The organism is Paenibacillus sp. N119s (genome assembly GCF_059447605.1).
Map to the genome: position 1 here is coordinate 1 of NZ_JCAJRU010000110.1, position 15,718 is coordinate 15,718.

Annotated in this window: 31 protein-coding genes and 1 pseudogene; all 32 read left to right on the forward strand. The window is 44.6% G+C overall.

The window, feature by feature from the left end; translation table 11 throughout:
- On the forward strand, window positions 1-129 hold a 129-nt coding region (locus AC5V8P_RS13905; RefSeq protein WP_495473685.1), incomplete at its 5' end, for a hypothetical protein.
- A gap of 88 nt (window positions 130-217) precedes the next feature.
- Complete coding sequence (tuf, locus tag AC5V8P_RS13910) at window positions 218-1,408, forward strand: elongation factor Tu (RefSeq protein ID WP_013373267.1); 1,191 nt, start codon at window positions 218-220, stop codon at window positions 1,406-1,408.
- Window positions 1,409-1,749: 341 nt separating this feature from the next.
- Entirely contained in the window at window positions 1,750-2,058 is a 309-nt protein-coding gene (gene rpsJ, locus AC5V8P_RS13915; RefSeq protein ID WP_005544556.1) for a 30S ribosomal protein S10, read from the forward strand.
- A 32-nt stretch (window positions 2,059-2,090) separates the two neighbouring features.
- Complete coding sequence (gene rplC, locus AC5V8P_RS13920) at window positions 2,091-2,714, forward strand: 50S ribosomal protein L3 (protein WP_013312161.1); 624 nt, start codon at window positions 2,091-2,093, stop codon at window positions 2,712-2,714.
- 26 nt (window positions 2,715-2,740) lie between these two features.
- Window positions 2,741-3,364: a 50S ribosomal protein L4 gene (gene rplD / locus AC5V8P_RS13925; protein ID WP_013312160.1), complete on the forward strand. Its 624-nt coding sequence runs from the start codon at window positions 2,741-2,743 to the stop codon at window positions 3,362-3,364.
- Entirely contained in the window at window positions 3,364-3,654 is a 291-nt protein-coding gene (gene rplW / locus AC5V8P_RS13930; RefSeq protein ID WP_013373266.1) for a 50S ribosomal protein L23, read from the forward strand. Before rplD ends, rplW begins: the two co-directional genes overlap by 1 nt.
- Before the next feature lie 30 nt (window positions 3,655-3,684).
- The gene (gene rplB / locus AC5V8P_RS13935; RefSeq protein ID WP_016818651.1) at window positions 3,685-4,515 is read left to right on the forward strand and encodes a 50S ribosomal protein L2; all 831 of its coding nucleotides are present in this window, start codon (window positions 3,685-3,687) and stop codon (window positions 4,513-4,515) included.
- A gap of 72 nt (window positions 4,516-4,587) precedes the next feature.
- Complete coding sequence (rpsS, locus tag AC5V8P_RS13940; RefSeq protein ID WP_007432579.1) at window positions 4,588-4,866, forward strand: 30S ribosomal protein S19; 279 nt, start codon at window positions 4,588-4,590, stop codon at window positions 4,864-4,866.
- A 35-nt stretch (window positions 4,867-4,901) separates the two neighbouring features.
- Window positions 4,902-5,234 carry a 50S ribosomal protein L22 gene (rplV, locus tag AC5V8P_RS13945; RefSeq protein ID WP_007432578.1) on the forward strand — a complete coding sequence of 111 codons (333 nt, stop codon included), beginning with the start codon at window positions 4,902-4,904 and terminating at the stop codon, window positions 5,232-5,234.
- 13 nt (window positions 5,235-5,247) lie between these two features.
- A complete protein-coding gene (gene rpsC / locus AC5V8P_RS13950) occupies window positions 5,248-5,913 on the forward strand; it encodes a 30S ribosomal protein S3 (protein ID WP_007432577.1) in 666 nt (221 codons plus the stop codon).
- 2 nt (window positions 5,914-5,915) lie between these two features.
- The gene (gene rplP, locus AC5V8P_RS13955) at window positions 5,916-6,350 is read left to right on the forward strand and encodes a 50S ribosomal protein L16 (protein WP_007432576.1); all 435 of its coding nucleotides are present in this window, start codon (window positions 5,916-5,918) and stop codon (window positions 6,348-6,350) included.
- Entirely contained in the window at window positions 6,340-6,537 is a 198-nt protein-coding gene (rpmC, locus tag AC5V8P_RS13960) for a 50S ribosomal protein L29 (RefSeq protein WP_007432575.1), read from the forward strand. The genes rplP and rpmC overlap by 11 nt, the downstream gene beginning before the upstream one ends.
- Before the next feature lie 50 nt (window positions 6,538-6,587).
- A complete protein-coding gene (rpsQ, locus tag AC5V8P_RS13965; protein ID WP_007432574.1) occupies window positions 6,588-6,851 on the forward strand; it encodes a 30S ribosomal protein S17 in 264 nt (87 codons plus the stop codon).
- A 34-nt stretch (window positions 6,852-6,885) separates the two neighbouring features.
- A complete protein-coding gene (gene rplN / locus AC5V8P_RS13970) occupies window positions 6,886-7,254 on the forward strand; it encodes a 50S ribosomal protein L14 (RefSeq protein WP_007432573.1) in 369 nt (122 codons plus the stop codon).
- Window positions 7,255-7,290: 36 nt separating this feature from the next.
- Window positions 7,291-7,644 carry a 50S ribosomal protein L24 gene (gene rplX / locus AC5V8P_RS13975; protein WP_013312155.1) on the forward strand — a complete coding sequence of 118 codons (354 nt, stop codon included), beginning with the start codon at window positions 7,291-7,293 and terminating at the stop codon, window positions 7,642-7,644.
- 32 nt (window positions 7,645-7,676) lie between these two features.
- Window positions 7,677-8,222, forward strand: a complete 546-nt coding sequence (gene rplE / locus AC5V8P_RS13980; RefSeq protein WP_007432571.1) for a 50S ribosomal protein L5 — start codon at window positions 7,677-7,679, stop codon at window positions 8,220-8,222.
- Window positions 8,223-8,297: 75 nt separating this feature from the next.
- Window positions 8,298-8,483 (forward strand): type Z 30S ribosomal protein S14, encoded by a 186-nt coding sequence (locus AC5V8P_RS13985; protein ID WP_010348808.1) that lies wholly within the window; start codon window positions 8,298-8,300, stop codon window positions 8,481-8,483.
- Window positions 8,484-8,515: 32 nt separating this feature from the next.
- Complete coding sequence (rpsH, locus tag AC5V8P_RS13990; protein WP_007432570.1) at window positions 8,516-8,914, forward strand: 30S ribosomal protein S8; 399 nt, start codon at window positions 8,516-8,518, stop codon at window positions 8,912-8,914.
- 33 nt (window positions 8,915-8,947) lie between these two features.
- Complete coding sequence (gene rplF, locus AC5V8P_RS13995; RefSeq protein ID WP_063211159.1) at window positions 8,948-9,490, forward strand: 50S ribosomal protein L6; 543 nt, start codon at window positions 8,948-8,950, stop codon at window positions 9,488-9,490.
- 115 nt (window positions 9,491-9,605) lie between these two features.
- Window positions 9,606-9,974, forward strand: a complete 369-nt coding sequence (gene rplR, locus AC5V8P_RS14000; RefSeq protein ID WP_007432568.1) for a 50S ribosomal protein L18 — start codon at window positions 9,606-9,608, stop codon at window positions 9,972-9,974.
- Window positions 9,975-10,001: 27 nt separating this feature from the next.
- The gene (gene rpsE, locus AC5V8P_RS14005) at window positions 10,002-10,499 is read left to right on the forward strand and encodes a 30S ribosomal protein S5 (protein ID WP_013373261.1); all 498 of its coding nucleotides are present in this window, start codon (window positions 10,002-10,004) and stop codon (window positions 10,497-10,499) included.
- A gap of 12 nt (window positions 10,500-10,511) precedes the next feature.
- The gene (rpmD, locus tag AC5V8P_RS14010) at window positions 10,512-10,697 is read left to right on the forward strand and encodes a 50S ribosomal protein L30 (protein ID WP_013373260.1); all 186 of its coding nucleotides are present in this window, start codon (window positions 10,512-10,514) and stop codon (window positions 10,695-10,697) included.
- A 43-nt stretch (window positions 10,698-10,740) separates the two neighbouring features.
- The gene (gene rplO / locus AC5V8P_RS14015; RefSeq protein ID WP_013312149.1) at window positions 10,741-11,181 is read left to right on the forward strand and encodes a 50S ribosomal protein L15; all 441 of its coding nucleotides are present in this window, start codon (window positions 10,741-10,743) and stop codon (window positions 11,179-11,181) included.
- A complete protein-coding gene (gene secY / locus AC5V8P_RS14020; RefSeq protein ID WP_064795933.1) occupies window positions 11,181-12,479 on the forward strand; it encodes a preprotein translocase subunit SecY in 1,299 nt (432 codons plus the stop codon). Before rplO ends, secY begins: the two co-directional genes overlap by 1 nt.
- Window positions 12,480-12,569: 90 nt before the next feature.
- Window positions 12,570-13,214 (forward strand): adenylate kinase, encoded by a 645-nt coding sequence (locus tag AC5V8P_RS14025; RefSeq protein ID WP_013373258.1) that lies wholly within the window; start codon window positions 12,570-12,572, stop codon window positions 13,212-13,214.
- A gap of 5 nt (window positions 13,215-13,219) precedes the next feature.
- The gene (locus tag AC5V8P_RS14030) at window positions 13,220-13,759 is read left to right on the forward strand and encodes a M24 family metallopeptidase (protein WP_064795932.1); all 540 of its coding nucleotides are present in this window, start codon (window positions 13,220-13,222) and stop codon (window positions 13,757-13,759) included.
- A 9-nt stretch (window positions 13,760-13,768) separates the two neighbouring features.
- Window positions 13,769-14,077, forward strand: a complete 309-nt coding sequence (locus tag AC5V8P_RS14035; protein WP_013373256.1) for a KOW domain-containing RNA-binding protein — start codon at window positions 13,769-13,771, stop codon at window positions 14,075-14,077.
- Window positions 14,078-14,079: 2 nt separating this feature from the next.
- Complete coding sequence (gene infA, locus AC5V8P_RS14040) at window positions 14,080-14,295, forward strand: translation initiation factor IF-1 (RefSeq protein WP_006212898.1); 216 nt, start codon at window positions 14,080-14,082, stop codon at window positions 14,293-14,295.
- Between the two features lie 118 nt (window positions 14,296-14,413).
- Window positions 14,414-14,527: a 50S ribosomal protein L36 gene (gene rpmJ, locus AC5V8P_RS14045; RefSeq protein WP_003333770.1), complete on the forward strand. Its 114-nt coding sequence runs from the start codon at window positions 14,414-14,416 to the stop codon at window positions 14,525-14,527.
- Between the two features lie 21 nt (window positions 14,528-14,548).
- Entirely contained in the window at window positions 14,549-14,917 is a 369-nt protein-coding gene (gene rpsM, locus AC5V8P_RS14050) for a 30S ribosomal protein S13 (RefSeq protein WP_007432560.1), read from the forward strand.
- Window positions 14,918-14,936: 19 nt separating this feature from the next.
- Window positions 14,937-15,332 carry a 30S ribosomal protein S11 gene (rpsK, locus tag AC5V8P_RS14055; RefSeq protein WP_007432559.1) on the forward strand — a complete coding sequence of 132 codons (396 nt, stop codon included), beginning with the start codon at window positions 14,937-14,939 and terminating at the stop codon, window positions 15,330-15,332.
- A gap of 135 nt (window positions 15,333-15,467) precedes the next feature.
- A pseudogene (locus AC5V8P_RS14060) lies at window positions 15,468-15,718 on the forward strand (DNA-directed RNA polymerase subunit alpha); the annotation flags it as partial.

A 15,718-nucleotide genomic window follows, 5' to 3' on the forward strand; every position in this document is an offset into this window, starting at 1 on the left:
GGATATTCCACTACACTTCGTTCCGGTACACAAGGACGCGGTGTGTTCTCCATGGAGCTTCATCACTATGAAGAAGTTCCGAAGAGCATCGCTGAGGAGATCGTTGCTAAAACCAAAGGCGGCGAGTAATACAATGTATTTGCTGATCGGATACTCTAGTTTCTAGAGGTTTCTGACAGCCTAAAATAAAACATGTTATTGAGGAGGAATTGTTCAAATGGCAAAGGCTAAGTTTGAACGTAACAAACCGCACGTTAATATCGGTACAATTGGTCACGTCGATCATGGTAAAACAACTTTGACTGCTGCAATCACAACTGTACTTTCCAAAACTTACGGTGGTGCTGCTGTAGCATTCGATCAAATCGATAAAGCTCCAGAAGAGCGCGAACGCGGTATCACAATCTCCACTGCACACGTGGAATACGAAACACCTAACCGTCACTATGCACACGTTGACTGCCCAGGTCACGCTGACTATGTTAAAAACATGATCACTGGTGCTGCTCAAATGGACGGAGCGATTCTGGTTGTATCCGCAGCTGACGGCCCTATGCCACAAACTCGCGAACACATCCTCTTGTCCCGTCAAGTAGGTGTTCCATACATCGTAGTATTCCTGAACAAATGCGACATGGTTGAAGACGAAGAGTTGCTGGAATTGGTTGAAATGGAAGTTCGCGACTTGCTGAGCGAGTATGACTTCCCAGGCGACGACACTCCAATCACTCGCGGTTCCGCTCGTGAAGCACTGCAAAACCCAGATGGCGATTGGGCTAAGAAAATCGTTGAAATGTTCGAAACAATCGACACTTACATCCCAACTCCAGAACGCGACACTGACAAGCCTTTCCTTATGCCTGTCGAGGACGTATTCTCCATCACTGGTCGTGGTACAGTTGCTACAGGCCGTGTAGAGCGTGGTACAGTTAAAGTGGGCGACGAAATCGAAATCATTGGTATTCAAGAAGAATCCCGTAAATCCGTAGTAACAGGCGTAGAAATGTTCCGTAAATTGCTTGATTCCGCTCAAGCTGGTGACAACATCGGCGCACTGCTTCGCGGTGTAGATCGTGCACAAATCGAGCGTGGTCAAGTATTGGCTAAGCCAGGTTCTGTTAACCCACATACAGAATTCTCTGCTCAAATCTACGTTTTGACTAAAGAAGAAGGTGGACGTCACAAACCTTTCTTCACTGGTTACCGTCCACAGTTCTACTTCCGTACAACTGACGTAACTGGTATCATCACTTTGCCAGAAGGTTCCGAAATGGTAATGCCTGGTGATAACATTACAGTTACTGTTCAACTGATCAGCCCAATCGCGATTGAAGAAGGAACTAAGTTCTCCATTCGTGAAGGTGGTCGCACAGTTGGTGCAGGCGCTGTAGCAACAATCTCCAAATAATAAGGCTACGAGCCTTGAATATAGCAACATTGTACTGGAACGAGTAACATCGTATTGGAACGAAGTAAAACGAGCCCCTGCCATGGTGCGGGGGCTTTTCTCTTGAAGAAGAACAGCGAGCTGCGAGCACAATTGTATCTTTGAAAATAAGATATATTGTTTTTTTTCGTTTTTGCTTGCAATAGGCAGAACTATTCGATATAATAACTAATGTTGTTTGTGACTGTGCGATGATGTGAGAGGTTACTGACACACCCGGCCCCTTTGCCATGGGAGGGCTGTTAGAAAATTTTCACGGAGTATGTCCGATACCAAATTGGGCGATAGAAGGAGGGACTAAAATGGCAAAGCAAAAAATTCGTATTCGTTTGAAAGCTTACGATCACAGAATTCTTGATCAATCCGCTGAGAAAATTGTTGAAACAGCTAAACGTTCGGGTGCAGGTGTTTCCGGACCAATTCCGCTGCCAACTGAAAAACAAATCATTACTATTCTCCGTGCGGTACACAAGTACAAGGATTCTCGGGAACAATTCGAAATGCGCACACACAAGCGTTTGATCGATATTGTTAATCCGACTCCACAAACTGTGGATGCCTTGATGCGCTTGGACCTGCCGTCCGGTGTAGATATCGAAATTAAATTGTAATATGTAATTAGGAAAAGAAAAGAGGTGTCAACATGAAAGGTATCTTAGGAAAAAAACTCGGAATGACTCAAGTTTTTACCCCTGAAGGTAACGTACTTGCTGTTACGGTTATCGAAGCTGGTCCTTGTGTTGTTCTGCAAAAGAAAGATCTGGAAAACGATGGATACGAAGCTATCCAACTCGGATTCTCTGATAAAAAAGAAAAAAGATCCAATAAACCTGAAGCAGGACATGCTAAAAAAGCAAATACTGCGCCTAAGCGCTACGTTCGTGAACTTCGTGGCATCGACCTTGCTGCGTACGAGGTTGGCCAAGAACTGAAGGCTGATGTCTTCACAGAAGGCGAATTCGTTGACGTAACAGGTATTTCTAAAGGTAAAGGTTTTGCCGGCGTTATCAAACGTTGGGGACAAAGCCGCGGACCAATGGCACACGGCTCGCGTTATCACAGAGGTCCAGGTTCTATGGGTTCCATTCAAGCTAACCGCGTTCCTAAAGGTAAACACCTGCCAGGACACATGGGGCATGAAACGGTAACGATCCAACGCCTTGAAGTTGTTAAGATCGATACAGAACGTAATGTATTGCTCGTGAAAGGATCCATTCCAGGACCTAAAAACAGCTTCGTTAAAGTATTAGAAACGGTGAAAAAATAATTAACTGAAGAAAGGAGGAACACAAAATGCCAAAAGTAGCACTATTTAATATTAGCGGCAGCCAAGTTGGCGAAATTGAATTAAACGATGCAGTATTCGGTATTGAACCGAATAAACACGTTCTTCATGACGCTGTTGTTATGCAATTGGCTTCCCTGCGTCAAGGTACTCACAAAGTAAAAGGACGTTCTGAAGTACGTGGCGGCGGACGTAAACCTTGGAAACAAAAAGGTACTGGTCGCGCTCGTCAAGGTTCGATTCGTGCACCACAATGGGTTGGTGGCGGTACTGTATTCGGTCCGACTCCACGCAGCTATGCTTACAAATTGCCTAAAAAAGTTCGTCGTCTGGCGATCAAATCGGCATTGTCATCCAAAGTGATTGAGAATGAAATCATCGTATTGGACGCTCTTACACTGAACGGACCTAAAACGAAAGAATTCGCAGCCATTTTGAATAACCTTAAAGCTGATCGTAAAGCATTGATTGTAGCTCCTAGCTATGATGATAATGTAGCACTGTCCGCTCGTAATATTCCTGGTGTGAAGTTTGTAGCCGCAGACGGCATTAATGTTCTTGATGTGCTTGGACACGACAAACTGATCATTACGAAGGAAGCAGTTCAGAAGGTAGAGGAGGTGCTCGCGTAATGAAGGATCCTCGTGATATTATCAAACGTCCGATTATCACCGAACGTACGGCTGGTATGATGAATGACTTGAAATATGTTTTCGAAGTTGACATTCGTTCCAATAAAGTCGAAGTTAAGAAAGCAATCGAAGCGATTTTTAACGTGAAAGTAAGTAATGTTAATACACTTCGTGTGCCTGCGAAACCAAAACGCTACGGACGTCATTCCGGCTATACGAGCGAGTGGAAAAAAGCGTTCGTAACGCTGAGCAAAGACAGTAAGCCGCTTGAGTTTTTTGAAACAGTATAATTGAATCTGTAAAGTAAGGAGGGAAACTCAGTGCCAATTAAAAAGTATAAACCGACGTCCCCGGCCAGACGTGCAATGTCTGTATCTACTTTCGAGGAGATCACAACAAATCAGCCCGAGAAATCGTTGCTAGCACCTCTGAGCAAGCAAGCTGGACGTAATAACCAAGGTAAAATTACAGTTCGTCATCATGGCGGCGGACACAAACGTAAATACCGTATTATTGACTTCAAACGTAACAAAGATGGAATACCGGGCCGCGTTGCTACGATCGAATATGATCCAAACCGTACGTCCAACATCGCACTTATCCACTATGTGGATGGTGAAAAACGTTACATCATCGCTCCTAAAGGTCTGAAAGTAGGAGATGTAGTGGTATCCGGTCCGGACTCCGATATTAAAATCGGTAACTCCTTGCCGTTGGAAAACATTCCAGTAGGTACGGTTATCCACAATATCGAATTGAAACCGGGTAAAGGTGGCCAACTTGTTCGCGCTGCTGGTACGGAAGCCCAACTTCTTGGTAAAGAAGAGAAGTATGTTACAATTCGTTTGACCTCTGGTGAAGTACGTCGCATTCTGAAAGTTTGCCGTGCTACAATCGGTTCTGTAGGTAACGAAGACCACGAGCTTGTTAAGATCGGTAAAGCTGGTCGTAGTCGTTGGTTGGGACAACGTCCTGAAGTTCGCGGTGTTGTTATGAACCCTAACGATCACCCACACGGTGGTGGTGAAGGTCGCGCTCCAATCGGACGTAAATCTCCAATGTCTCCATGGGGCAAACCAACCCTTGGTTACAAAACACGTAAAAAAGGTAAAGCATCTGATAAGTACATCGTTCGTCGTCGTACTAAGTAATAAAACGTGCGCTTAAGTCGCACGTTAACATATTAAAGAACGACTACGTTTTAACGAAGGGAGGATTCACAAATGGGTCGCAGTCTCAAAAAAGGACCATTTATTGATGGTTACCTGTTGAAAAAAGTAGAGGTTTTGAACGAGTCTGACAAAAAAGTCGTGATCAAAACTTGGTCCCGTCGCTCTACGATTTTCCCGCAATTTATCGGACACACGTTTGGTGTATATGATGGTCGTAAACACGTACCTGTATACGTAACGGAAGATATGGTTGGACACAAATTGGGCGAATTCGCTCCAACGCGTACGTACAAAGGCCATACAGATGACGATAAGAAAACAAGAAGATAATCAACACAGCGTAGTGTTTGAGAGGAGGTAACTCAATGGAAGCAAAAGCACATGCTAAGTCCGTGCGGATTTCCGCTCGCAAAGTGAAACTTGTTATCGATTTGATTCGTGGCAAGCAGGTAGGTGAGGCGATTGCAATTCTTCGTCACACTCCGAAATCCGCTTCTCCAGTCGTTGAGAAATTGTTGAATTCTGCGATCGCGAATGCAGATCACAACTACTCTATGGACGTAAATAAATTGGTAGTGTCTGAGGTTTTTGTAAACCAAGGTCCTACAATGAAACGATTCCGCCCGCGTGCAATGGGTCGTGCAAGCCGCATCAACAAACGCACCAGTCATATTACTCTGGTGGTATCTGAAAAATAAGGAGGGAAAACGTGTGGGCCAAAAGGTAAATCCCGTCGGACTCCGAATCGGTATTATCCGTGATTGGGAATCCAAATGGTATGCAGGCAAAGATTTCGGTGATCTTTTGCTGGAAGACGTTAAGATTCGTGAGCATCTGAAAAAAAGATTGAAAGACTCCGCTGTATCCCGTGTTGAAATCGAGAGAGCAGCTAACCGTGTCAACGTAACGATTCACACTGCGAAACCAGGTATGGTTATCGGTAAGGGTGGTTCCGAAGTTGAAAATCTGCGTAATGAAATCACTAAAATCGCAGGCGGTAAAAAGGTACACATCAATATCTCTGAAATTAAAAATCCTGAACTGGACGCAATTCTCGTTGCTGAAAGCATTGCACAACAATTGGAACGTCGTGTTTCTTTCCGTCGTGCGTTGAAACAAGCAATCCAAAGAACTATGCGTTCTGGTGCAAAAGGAATTAAAACTCAAGTAGGCGGACGTCTTGGCGGTGCCGAAATCGCTCGTTCCGAAGGGTACAGCGAAGGAACTGTTCCACTGCATACGCTTCGTGCTGACATCGACTACGGTACAGCAGAGGCTCATACTACTTATGGCCGTCTTGGCGTAAAAGTGTGGATCTATCGTGGAGAGGTTCTTCCTCCAGCTAAGAAACAAGCTCCTCAGGAAGGAGGCAACTAATCATGTTGGTACCTAAACGCGTAAAACATCGTAAACAACAACGTGGTCACATGAAGGGTCGTGCAAAAGGCGGTACTACACTGAATTTTGGTGAGTACGGTTTGCAAGCTACTGAACCAGCATGGATCACTAACCGTCAAATCGAAGCTGCTCGTATTGCGATGACTCGTTACATCAAACGTGGTGGTAAGGTTTGGATTAAAATTTTCCCTGACAAACCAATTACTCAAAAGCCTCTTGAGGTTCGTATGGGTAGTGGTAAAGGTAACGTAGAAAAATGGGTTGCAGTAGTGAAACCAGGTAAGATCATGTTTGAACTTGCTGGTGTACCGGAAGAGATTGCTCGTGAAGCAATGCGTCTTGCCGCTCACAAACTGCCAATCAAAACTAAGTTTGTGAAACGTGAAGAATTGGGTGGTGAAGCAAATGAAGGCTAGTGAATTCCGCAATCTTACCACTGCTGAAATCGAACAAAAGATCTCCGGTTTTAAAGAAGAACTTTTTAACCTTCGTTTTCAACTCGCTACCGGTCAGCTTGATAACCCGACTCGGATCGGCGCTGTGCGTAAGGAAATTGCTCGTGCTAAAACTGTGATCCGTGAAAGAGAACTTGGGATTAGCTAAGATATTAGACCGGGTGGAAATTCCGCCTGTAATTAGGAAGGAGGCCAACAATGAGCGAACGTAATGCCCGTAAAGTATTAGTCGGTAAAGTAGTCAGCGACAAAATGGACAAAACGATTGTGATTGCTGTAGAAACTTACAAAAAACATGATCTCTACCATAAACGCATCAAAGTGACTAAAAAATTCAAAGCTCATGATGAAAACAACACTGCACAAATCGGTGATACTGTTAAAATCATGGAAACTCGTCCTTTGTCCAAAGACAAAAACTGGAGACTGGTCGAAATCGTTGAAAAAGCTGTTATAATCTAATGTAGTGTAGTTTTTCCGAAAGGAGGATAAATAAATGATTCAACCATTTACACGTTTGACTGTAGCCGACAATTCCGGCGCGAAGGAACTGATGTGTATCCGTGTGCTCGGTGGAACGGGACGTCGTACAGCTCAAATTGGTGACCTGATCGTTTGTTCCGTAAAACAAGCAACACCAGGCGGCGTTGTCAAAAAGGGTGATGTAGTAAGAGCGGTTGTTGTTCGTACTAAACGTTCTATCCGCCGTAAAGACGGTTCCTACATCGGATTTGATGAGAACGCAGCAGTGGTCGTTAAAGAAGACAAGAGCCCACGTGGTACTCGTATTTTCGGACCAGTTGCTCGCGAACTTCGTGACAAAGACTTCATGAAAATCGTTTCCTTGGCTCCGGAAGTGATCTAAATTCACCTTAAATTGTGCCCGTAGGAGGTGTACGAAATGCCAAAAGTGAAAAAAGTTCTGGAATCCCATAACAACAAGCTGCACGTCAAAAAAGACGACACTGTTCTGGTGATTACTGGTAAAGATAAAGGTAAAAAAGGTCGCGTTATCGCTGCTTACCCTCGTCAAAACCGTGTGCTTGTGGAAGGTGTTAACATGATTAAAAAACACCAAAAGCCTAATCAGCTGAATCCACAAGGCGGGATCATCGAGAAGGAAGCTCCGATTCACGTTTCCAACGTTATGCACATTGATCCGAAGAGCGGAAAAGTAACTCGTGTTGGTTACAAAGTTTTGGACAATGGCAAAAAAGTACGTATTGCAAAACGTTCAGGCGAAGTGATCGACTAATTATTTTTTTGAAGAAAGGAGGACTATGATTCATGGCAACAACAAGAATGAAAGAACGTTTCTTGAAAGAAATCACTCCTGCTTTGATGCAGAAGTTCAACTATACAACAGTGATGCAAGTGCCTAAAATCGAGAAAGTTGTAATCAACATGGGTGTTGGCGACGCAGTTCAAAACTCCAAAGTGCTTGATTCTGCTCTCAACGACATGCAGCTGATCGCTGGTCAAAAGCCAGTTATCACTCGCGCAAAAAAATCTATCGCAGGTTTTAAATTGCGTGAAAACATGCCGATCGGTGTAAAGGTAACACTTCGTGGTGAGCGTATGTATTACTTCTTGGACAAATTGTTCAACATCACACTCCCTCGCGTACGCGACTTCCATGGTGTATCAACAAAAGCTTTCGACGGACGTGGTAACTACACGCTTGGTCTGAAAGAACAGTTGATTTTCCCGGAAATTGAGTACGATCAAGTTGATAAAGTTCGTGGTATGGATATCGTTATCGTAACGACTGCCAAGACTGACGAAGAGTCCCGTGAGCTTCTGACTCAGCTGGGCATGCCTTTCGCGAAATAATGTTGGCATAACGTTTTGGGCGTCTGATTTAAAGACACCCTGTTCTCCGAAACTATTTAGGAGGTGTCAGGCTAAGTGGCAAAAACTTCAATGAAAGTCAAACAACAACGCGCACCAAAGTTTAAAGTTCGTGCTTATACTCGTTGCGAACGTTGTGGTCGTCCACATTCGGTGCTGCAAAAGTTTAAGATCTGCAGAATTTGCTTCCGTGAATTAGCTTATAAAGGCCAGATTCCTGGCGTGAAAAAAGCAAGCTGGTAAAAAGTCCTGTTTGGGAAGGAGGTTTATACACAATGACTATGTCTGATCCAATTGCAGATATGCTTACTCGTATTCGTAACGCGAACACTGTTCGCCACGAAACAGTAGAAATGCCTGCATCTACAATGAAAAAACAAATCGCCGACATCCTGAAACGTGAAGGATTCATTCGTGATGCGGAATTTGTTGAAGATAGCAAACAAGGGATCATCCGTATTTTCTTGAAATACGGTGCGAACAACGAACGTGTTATTACAGGTTTGAAAAGAATCAGTAAACCAGGTCTTCGCGTTTACACGAAGAGCAATGAGATTCCACGCGTTCTGGGTGGACTCGGGATCGCAATCATTTCAACATCCAAAGGAATCATGACTGATAAAGAAGCACGTCAGTCCAAAGCCGGCGGAGAAGTGGTTTGCTACGTTTGGTAATTTAACGTTTAAAAGATAGGAGGTGCAACAGATATGTCCCGTATTGGTCGTAAACCAATCACAGTACCAAGTGGTGTTGACGTGACTTTGAACAACACAGTGATCACAGTTAAAGGTCCTAAAGGAACATTGACTCGTGAGCTTCATAAAGACATGTCCGTTACTGTGGAAAATAATGAAATTAATGTAGTTCGTCCTTCGGACAACAAACTTCACCGCTCTTTGCATGGAACAACCCGCAGCGTTGTCAGCAACATGGTAAGTGGTGTAACTGAAGGCTTTTCAAAATCTCTGGAGCTGGTTGGGGTCGGATATCGTGCAAGCAAATCCGGAGATAAAATCGTTCTGAACGTTGGATACTCTCACCCGGTTGAAATTTCACCGGAAGCGGGCATCGAGTTCGAAGTTCCTTCGAACACTAAAATCATCGTTCACGGAATTGATAAAGAGCGTGTAGGTGCCTATGCTGCTAAAATCCGTTCCGTTCGTGAACCTGAACCGTACAAAGGTAAAGGGATTAAATACGAAGGCGAGCGCATCATCCGTAAAGAAGGTAAAGCCGGTAAGAAGAAATAAGTTTCTTACCGACTTTGTGCGGTCTTTCTACTGGAAAGACTTCGTACTTCTTTTTTACCCAGTGCGTCTTAGTATAAAGACTTAAAAGGCAAACTGAAGGGAGTGAAAACTTGAGATGATTACAAAACAAGATAAAAATAAAGCGCGTGTGAGAAGACATCTGCGTGTACGTAAGAAAATCGAAGGTACGGCTGTACGTCCTCGTTTGAACGTATTCCGCTCTTCCAAGCATATCTATGCACAACTGATTGATGATGTTGCTGGTGTAACTTTGGTTTCTGCATCCACTATGGATAAAGAATTGAGCAGCGAAATCAAAAACGGTGGCAGCGTAGAAGCAGCTCGTAAGGTTGGCGAACTCGTTGCTAAACGTGCGAAAGAAAAAGGTCATGCTAACATTGTATTTGATCGTGGTGGATACTTGTATCATGGACGGATTCAAGCTTTGGCTGATGCAGCTCGCGAAGCAGGCCTTGAATTCTAAGACATTTCTCAAAAGGAGGTTAACGACTTGCGTGTAGATCCGAATACTTTGGAACTGACTGAAAGAGTAGTAAATATTAATCGTGTAGCTAAAGTTGTCAAAGGCGGACGCCGTTTCAGCTTCAGTGCTCTGGTAGTAGTGGGCGACGGCAACGGCTGGGTAGGCGCTGGAATCGGTAAAGCTGGCGAAGTACCTGATGCGATTCGCAAAGGTATTGAAGATGCTAAGAAAAACCTGGTTCACGTTCCACTCGTAGGCACAACAATTCCTCACCTTGTTACAGGTAAGTTCGGTGCTGGCCGGGTTCTGTTGAAACCGGCATCGGAAGGTACTGGAGTTATCGCTGGTGGTCCAGTTCGTGCTGTACTGGAACTCGCTGGTGTAGGTGATATCTTGACAAAATCTTTGGGTTCTTCGAATTCCATGAATATGGTCAATGCGACTTTGGAAGGTTTGTCCCGCTTGAAACGCGCTGAAGATGTTGCTAAATTGCGCGGCAAATCTATCGAAGAGCTGCTGGGCTAAGGAGGGAATATCATGGCGAAATTAGAAATTACCCTCGTTCGTTCGTTGATCGGCCGTCCTGGTACTCAGAGAACGACTGTTAAAACGCTCGGCTTGCGTAAAATCAACCATAAAGTAGTTCAACCCGACAATGCAGCAATTCGCGGGATGATTAATCAAGTTAGCCACTTGGTTTCTGTTAAAGAAATCGAGGCTTAAGAAATAAAGTTTTTAAACAATAATCAAGGAGGTGCAACGAACGATGAAGTTACATGAGCTTTCCCCAGCTCCAGGCTCCCGCAAAGAACGTAAACGTTTGGGTCGTGGTCCTAGTAGCGGTACGGGTAAAACTTCTGGTCGTGGTCATAAAGGTCAAAACGCTCGTTCCGGCGGTGGTGTACGTCCGGGCTTCGAGGGTGGTCAAAACCCACTGTATCGTCGCTTGCCTAAACGCGGTTTCGTAAATCCTACTCGTAAAGAGTATGCGGTTTTGAATATCGAAGATTTGAACAGTTTTGCAGCGGGTACAGAAGTAAGCCCTGAGTTTTTACTGAACAATGGTATTGTGAAGAACGCGAAATCCGGAATTAAAATTCTGGGTAACGGTGAAATCACTGTGAAATTGACAGTTAAAGCGAACAAGTTCTCTCAATCTGCGGTAGAGAAAATTGAAGCTGCCGGCGGTAAAACCGAGGTGATCTAATGTTCAAGACCCTGAAAAATATATGGCGGGTTGAGGATCTTAGAACCCGAATCCTGTTCACCCTGTTTATACTTTTTGTATATCGTATTGGCTCCTTCGTGCCGGTTCCCGGCGTGAATAAGCAGGTCTTTACTTCTCAGGATCAGACAGGAAGCGAGTTGTTTGGACTCCTTAACACCTTCTCAGGGGGCGCATTGTATCAGTTTTCAATCTTCGCCCTCGGGATTATGCCATATATTACAGCGTCCATCATTGTACAGTTGCTGTCAATGGACGTGATTCCGAAACTTGCGGAATGGGCTAAACAAGGAGAGCATGGTAAAAAGAAATTGGCTCAAATTACACGGTATGGTACTGTAATACTGGGCTTGATCCAAGCATTCGGAACGTCGATTGGTTTCAATCGATTGTACGGTGCAGCGATGATTCCAGGCGCTACTTTTGCAGATTATCTGGTTATTGCCATTGTGCTTACAGCAGGAACTACGTTCCTTATGTGGCTAGGTGAGCAAATTACCGAAAAGGGAATCGGCAATGGTATCTCTATTGTAATCTTCGCAGGAATCGCGGCAGGTATTCCAAGACATATTCGTACGATTGTAGAATCTCAGTTTATTCAAGCGGACCAATTGTTTATGAATATTCTGAAGGCAATTATCATTGCCTTGGTGGTTGTTCTGATTATTGTTGGTGTTATCTACATCCAACAGGGTATTCGGAAAATCCCAGTACAATATGCGAAACGTGTAGTTGGCAACAAAATGTACGGTGGCCAGAATACGCATATTCCGATGAAAATCAATGCGGCAGGCGTTATTCCGGTAATCTTTGCGGTATCATTGCTGCAATTCCCGACAATTATTGCGAGTTTCTGGGCAGATCATGCTTGGGCTAAGTGGGTTACCACTTACTTGTATTATGACAAGCCGCTAGGCATGGTTTTGTATGTCGTAATGATTATCGGTTTCACATTCTTCTATACCTTTGTACAGATGAATCCGCAGCAAATGGCCGACAATATGAAGAAAAACGGCGGTTATATCCCAGGCATTCGCCCAGGTAAAGCCACGGAGAAATATTTGACACGGGTAATGTCACGTTTGACAATGACAGGAGCTTTGTTCCTGGCAGTCATATCCGTTTTGCCGGTATTCTTCGGTTCGCTTTCGGGCTTGCCTCGTTCCGTGCAAATTGGCGGTACTTCATTGCTCATCATTATTGGTGTAGCATTGGATACGATGAAGCAAATCGAAAGCCAACTGATCAAACGCCATTACAAAGGCTTCATCAACAAATAGGCAATAGGTACCGGCTTAGGATGTTCGCATGCTTACCGGCACCTTTTGTGCTGTTTCTTGTGTAGGGGTCGTCTTGAGGAGTGACAGATTGTGAATATTTTGATCATGGGCCCTCCGGGGGCTGGTAAAGGTACACAAGCAGATGTCATTGTGAAGGAGTTCGGCATTCCTCATATCTCGACAGGTGATGCTTTTCGCCTAGCGATGAAACAGGGAACACCTATTGGCATTAAAGCCAAAGAGTATATTGACAAGGGTGAACTTGTTCCGGATGATGTTACAATCGGTATCGTCGAAGAACGGTTGCAGCAGCCTGATTGCAAGAAAGGTTTCTTGCTGGACGGTTTTCCAAGAACTTTAGCTCAAGCTGAAGCATTGGATCAAATTTTGGGCCGTTTGAATACGAAACTGGATGATGTCATCAACCTGAAAGTGGATCGTGACAACTTGTTGGCACGAATCACAGGACGGCGAGTTTGTAAAAGCTGCGGAGCTAGCTATCATATTGTCTTTAATCCTCCTAAGGTTGAAGGCATTTGCGATAAAGACGGTGGTGAACTCTATCAGCGTCCTGACGATAACGAAGATAGCGTAAGAACACGGCTTGACGAATATAGTAATAAAACAGCACCACTCCTCACGTTTTATGAGAACCAGAATCTTCTGCGTCATATTGACGGAGAACAGGATATTGATGTGGTTTCCCAAAATATCGTGTCCTTGTTGCGGGGTTAGCTGTAATGATCATTTGCAAGTCGGGGACGGAATCAAGCTTTATGAGGAAAGCTAGAAAAATGAATACGGAAACGGATCATTTTCTAGCAGGACACATCGAGCCCGGTATTACGACCGGTAAACTTGATCATTTAGCTGATCGGTATATTCGCAGTCAGGGAGCTGTGCCGTCTTTTAAAGGTTATAACGGTTTTCCTGCTAGCATTTGCGCTTCAGTCAACGAACAACTGGTGCACGGATTTCCCGGCAAACGCAAGTTAAACAAAGGCGATGTCATTACAAAACCTCGCCAGTTTACAATGTCGCATGCCATTCGGCAATATATTGAGAATCCAAACCGTGGTATTCCCGAACAGGGGCCGAGGCTGAAAACCGGCATTGTGCTGGCTATTGAATCAATGATTCCAATAGGTGCTCACCTTGTAGGGACGCTGGAAGACAACTGGACGGTCGTTACGATGGACGTAATCTCTTGTGCTCATTTTGAGCAAGTGGTGACGGACGAGGCGGACGGCATGGACATTTTCACGAAACTGAGTGCGTAGGTGATTGGAATGAATCAGCAAGGAAACCTGCAAATCGGTCAGCTGGTGAAGATTCTGAAGGGCAGAGGTGCCGGACAGATAGCGGTTGTCGTTTCAATAGCAGATAGCAGGTTTGTGTATATTGCGGATGGGGATAAACGAAAGTTTGATCAAGCGAAGAAGAAAAATGTTCTTCATTTGGTGCCTCAACCAAAGATTAGTAGCGAGATTGTAAATAGTTTAAACGAAAGCGGTCGGGTGACGAACGGAAAACTGCGGCATGCAGTGAAAACTTTCCTGGACTCGTCCGAATACCAAGCTGAAGAGAAAGGAGACTGACTTTGGCCAAAGAAGATGTCATTGAGGTTGAAGGTACGGTAATCGAGCCACTGCCGAACGCTACGTTCAAGGTAGAGCTGGAGAACGGTCATCAAATTCTTGCTCATGTTTCCGGAAAGCTGCGGATGCACTTTATCCGTATTTTGACAGGCGACAAGGTGGTTGTACAGTTATCGCCTTACGATTTAACCAAAGGCCGTATAACGTACCGCAAGTAATTCATGCAGGTTTTTATTAAACGTATGTCATTTAAAAAAACTTGTTTTGCTCGGCAAAACGATGTGAATGTTCACGAAGCGAGTTTTACCAGGGTAAAGCTTGGAGGAGGTAATCAACATGAAGGTAAGACCTTCTGTAAAACCTATTTGCGAGAAATGCAAAGTCATTCGCCGCAAAGGGAATGTAATGGTTATTTGCGAAAATCCGAAACACAAACAAAAACAAGGTTAATAGAAGGGGGTGTAGCGTAAAATGGCTCGTATAGCTGGTGTGGATTTGCCACGTGACAAACGCGTTGAGATCGCCTTGACTTACATTTTCGGAATCGGTAAGACGACTTCTCAGAAAATTTTGAAGGAAACAGGCATCAGTGCAAACACGCGTGTTCGTGATTTGACTGAAGATGAAGTGAGCAAATTACGTGAAACGATCGACAAAGAAGTTAAAGTAGAAGGCGATCTACGTCGTGAAATTTCCTTGAATATTAAACGTCTGACTGAGATTGGCTGCTACCGTGGTGTTCGTCACCGTCGTGGATTGCCTGTTCGCGGACAACGTACTAAAACTAATGCTCGTACCCGTAAAGGTCCTCGTCGGACTGTAGCGAACAAAAAGAAATAAGAAGGGAGGATAACATTCAATGGCTAAACCGAAAAAAGTTGTACGCACAAAACGCCGTGACCGTAAAAATATCGAGAGTGGCGTGGCACACATCCGTTCCACGTTCAACAACACGATCGTTACGATCACAGATCCACACGGTAACGCAATCTCTTGGGCCAGCTCAGGCGGCATGGGATTCCGTGGTTCCCGTAAATCTACTCCATTCGCAGCACAAATGGCCGCAGAAACTGCTGCTAAAGCTGCTATGGAACACGGCATGAAGACTGTCGAAGTCATGGTTAAAGGACCTGGTGCAGGTCGCGAAGCAGCAATTCGCTCTTTGCAAGCTGCTGGTCTGGAAGTTAACCTGATCAAAGACGTAACTCCGGTACCTCATAACGGATGCCGTCCTCCAAAACGTCGTCGCGTCTAATGAGATTTCTCCTCTGCGTGTAGTATAGATCCGGCACAAACTGCCAAGAATGGATGTTTAGGTGTACTACATGATAGACTATGGATAAGGTGAATGTTTCATATAGGAGCGACGTTTTGAAGGAGGGATATTGCAGTGATAGAAATCGAAAAGCCGAAAATTGAGACGGTTGACGTCAATGATGATGGCACCTATGGAAAATTCGTAGTAGAACCGCTGGAACGCGGATACGGCACGACGCTTGGAAACTCGCTTCGCCGTATTCTGTTATCCTCGTTACCGGGGGCAGCAGTTACATCGGTTCAAATCGATGGGGTTCTGCACGAGTTTGCAACGGTTCCCGGTGTGAAGGAAGACGTAACGGAGATCATTCTGAACTTGAAAGC

Coding starts and splice junctions, on each gene's coding strand:
- tuf (WP_013373267.1), top strand. CDS start 218: ATGGCAAAGGCTAAGTTTGAACGTAACAAACCGCACGTTAATATCGGT.
- rpsJ (WP_005544556.1), top strand. CDS start 1,750: ATGGCAAAGCAAAAAATTCGTATTCGTTTGAAAGCTTACGATCACAGA.
- rplC (WP_013312161.1), top strand. CDS start 2,091: ATGAAAGGTATCTTAGGAAAAAAACTCGGAATGACTCAAGTTTTTACC.
- rplD (WP_013312160.1), top strand. CDS start 2,741: ATGCCAAAAGTAGCACTATTTAATATTAGCGGCAGCCAAGTTGGCGAA.
- rplW (WP_013373266.1), top strand. CDS start 3,364: ATGAAGGATCCTCGTGATATTATCAAACGTCCGATTATCACCGAACGT.
- rpsS (WP_007432579.1), top strand. CDS start 4,588: ATGGGTCGCAGTCTCAAAAAAGGACCATTTATTGATGGTTACCTGTTG.
- rplV (WP_007432578.1), top strand. CDS start 4,902: ATGGAAGCAAAAGCACATGCTAAGTCCGTGCGGATTTCCGCTCGCAAA.
- rplP (WP_007432576.1), top strand. CDS start 5,916: ATGTTGGTACCTAAACGCGTAAAACATCGTAAACAACAACGTGGTCAC.
- rpmC (WP_007432575.1), top strand. CDS start 6,340: ATGAAGGCTAGTGAATTCCGCAATCTTACCACTGCTGAAATCGAACAA.
- rpsQ (WP_007432574.1), top strand. CDS start 6,588: ATGAGCGAACGTAATGCCCGTAAAGTATTAGTCGGTAAAGTAGTCAGC.
- rplN (WP_007432573.1), top strand. CDS start 6,886: ATGATTCAACCATTTACACGTTTGACTGTAGCCGACAATTCCGGCGCG.
- rplX (WP_013312155.1), top strand. CDS start 7,291: ATGCCAAAAGTGAAAAAAGTTCTGGAATCCCATAACAACAAGCTGCAC.
- rplE (WP_007432571.1), top strand. CDS start 7,677: ATGGCAACAACAAGAATGAAAGAACGTTTCTTGAAAGAAATCACTCCT.
- rpsH (WP_007432570.1), top strand. CDS start 8,516: ATGACTATGTCTGATCCAATTGCAGATATGCTTACTCGTATTCGTAAC.
- rplF (WP_063211159.1), top strand. CDS start 8,948: ATGTCCCGTATTGGTCGTAAACCAATCACAGTACCAAGTGGTGTTGAC.
- rplR (WP_007432568.1), top strand. CDS start 9,606: ATGATTACAAAACAAGATAAAAATAAAGCGCGTGTGAGAAGACATCTG.
- rpmD (WP_013373260.1), top strand. CDS start 10,512: ATGGCGAAATTAGAAATTACCCTCGTTCGTTCGTTGATCGGCCGTCCT.
- rplO (WP_013312149.1), top strand. CDS start 10,741: ATGAAGTTACATGAGCTTTCCCCAGCTCCAGGCTCCCGCAAAGAACGT.
- secY (WP_064795933.1), top strand. CDS start 11,181: ATGTTCAAGACCCTGAAAAATATATGGCGGGTTGAGGATCTTAGAACC.
- AC5V8P_RS14030 (WP_064795932.1), top strand. CDS start 13,220: ATGATCATTTGCAAGTCGGGGACGGAATCAAGCTTTATGAGGAAAGCT.
- AC5V8P_RS14035 (WP_013373256.1), top strand. CDS start 13,769: ATGAATCAGCAAGGAAACCTGCAAATCGGTCAGCTGGTGAAGATTCTG.
- rpmJ (WP_003333770.1), top strand. CDS start 14,414: ATGAAGGTAAGACCTTCTGTAAAACCTATTTGCGAGAAATGCAAAGTC.
- rpsM (WP_007432560.1), top strand. CDS start 14,549: ATGGCTCGTATAGCTGGTGTGGATTTGCCACGTGACAAACGCGTTGAG.
- rpsK (WP_007432559.1), top strand. CDS start 14,937: ATGGCTAAACCGAAAAAAGTTGTACGCACAAAACGCCGTGACCGTAAA.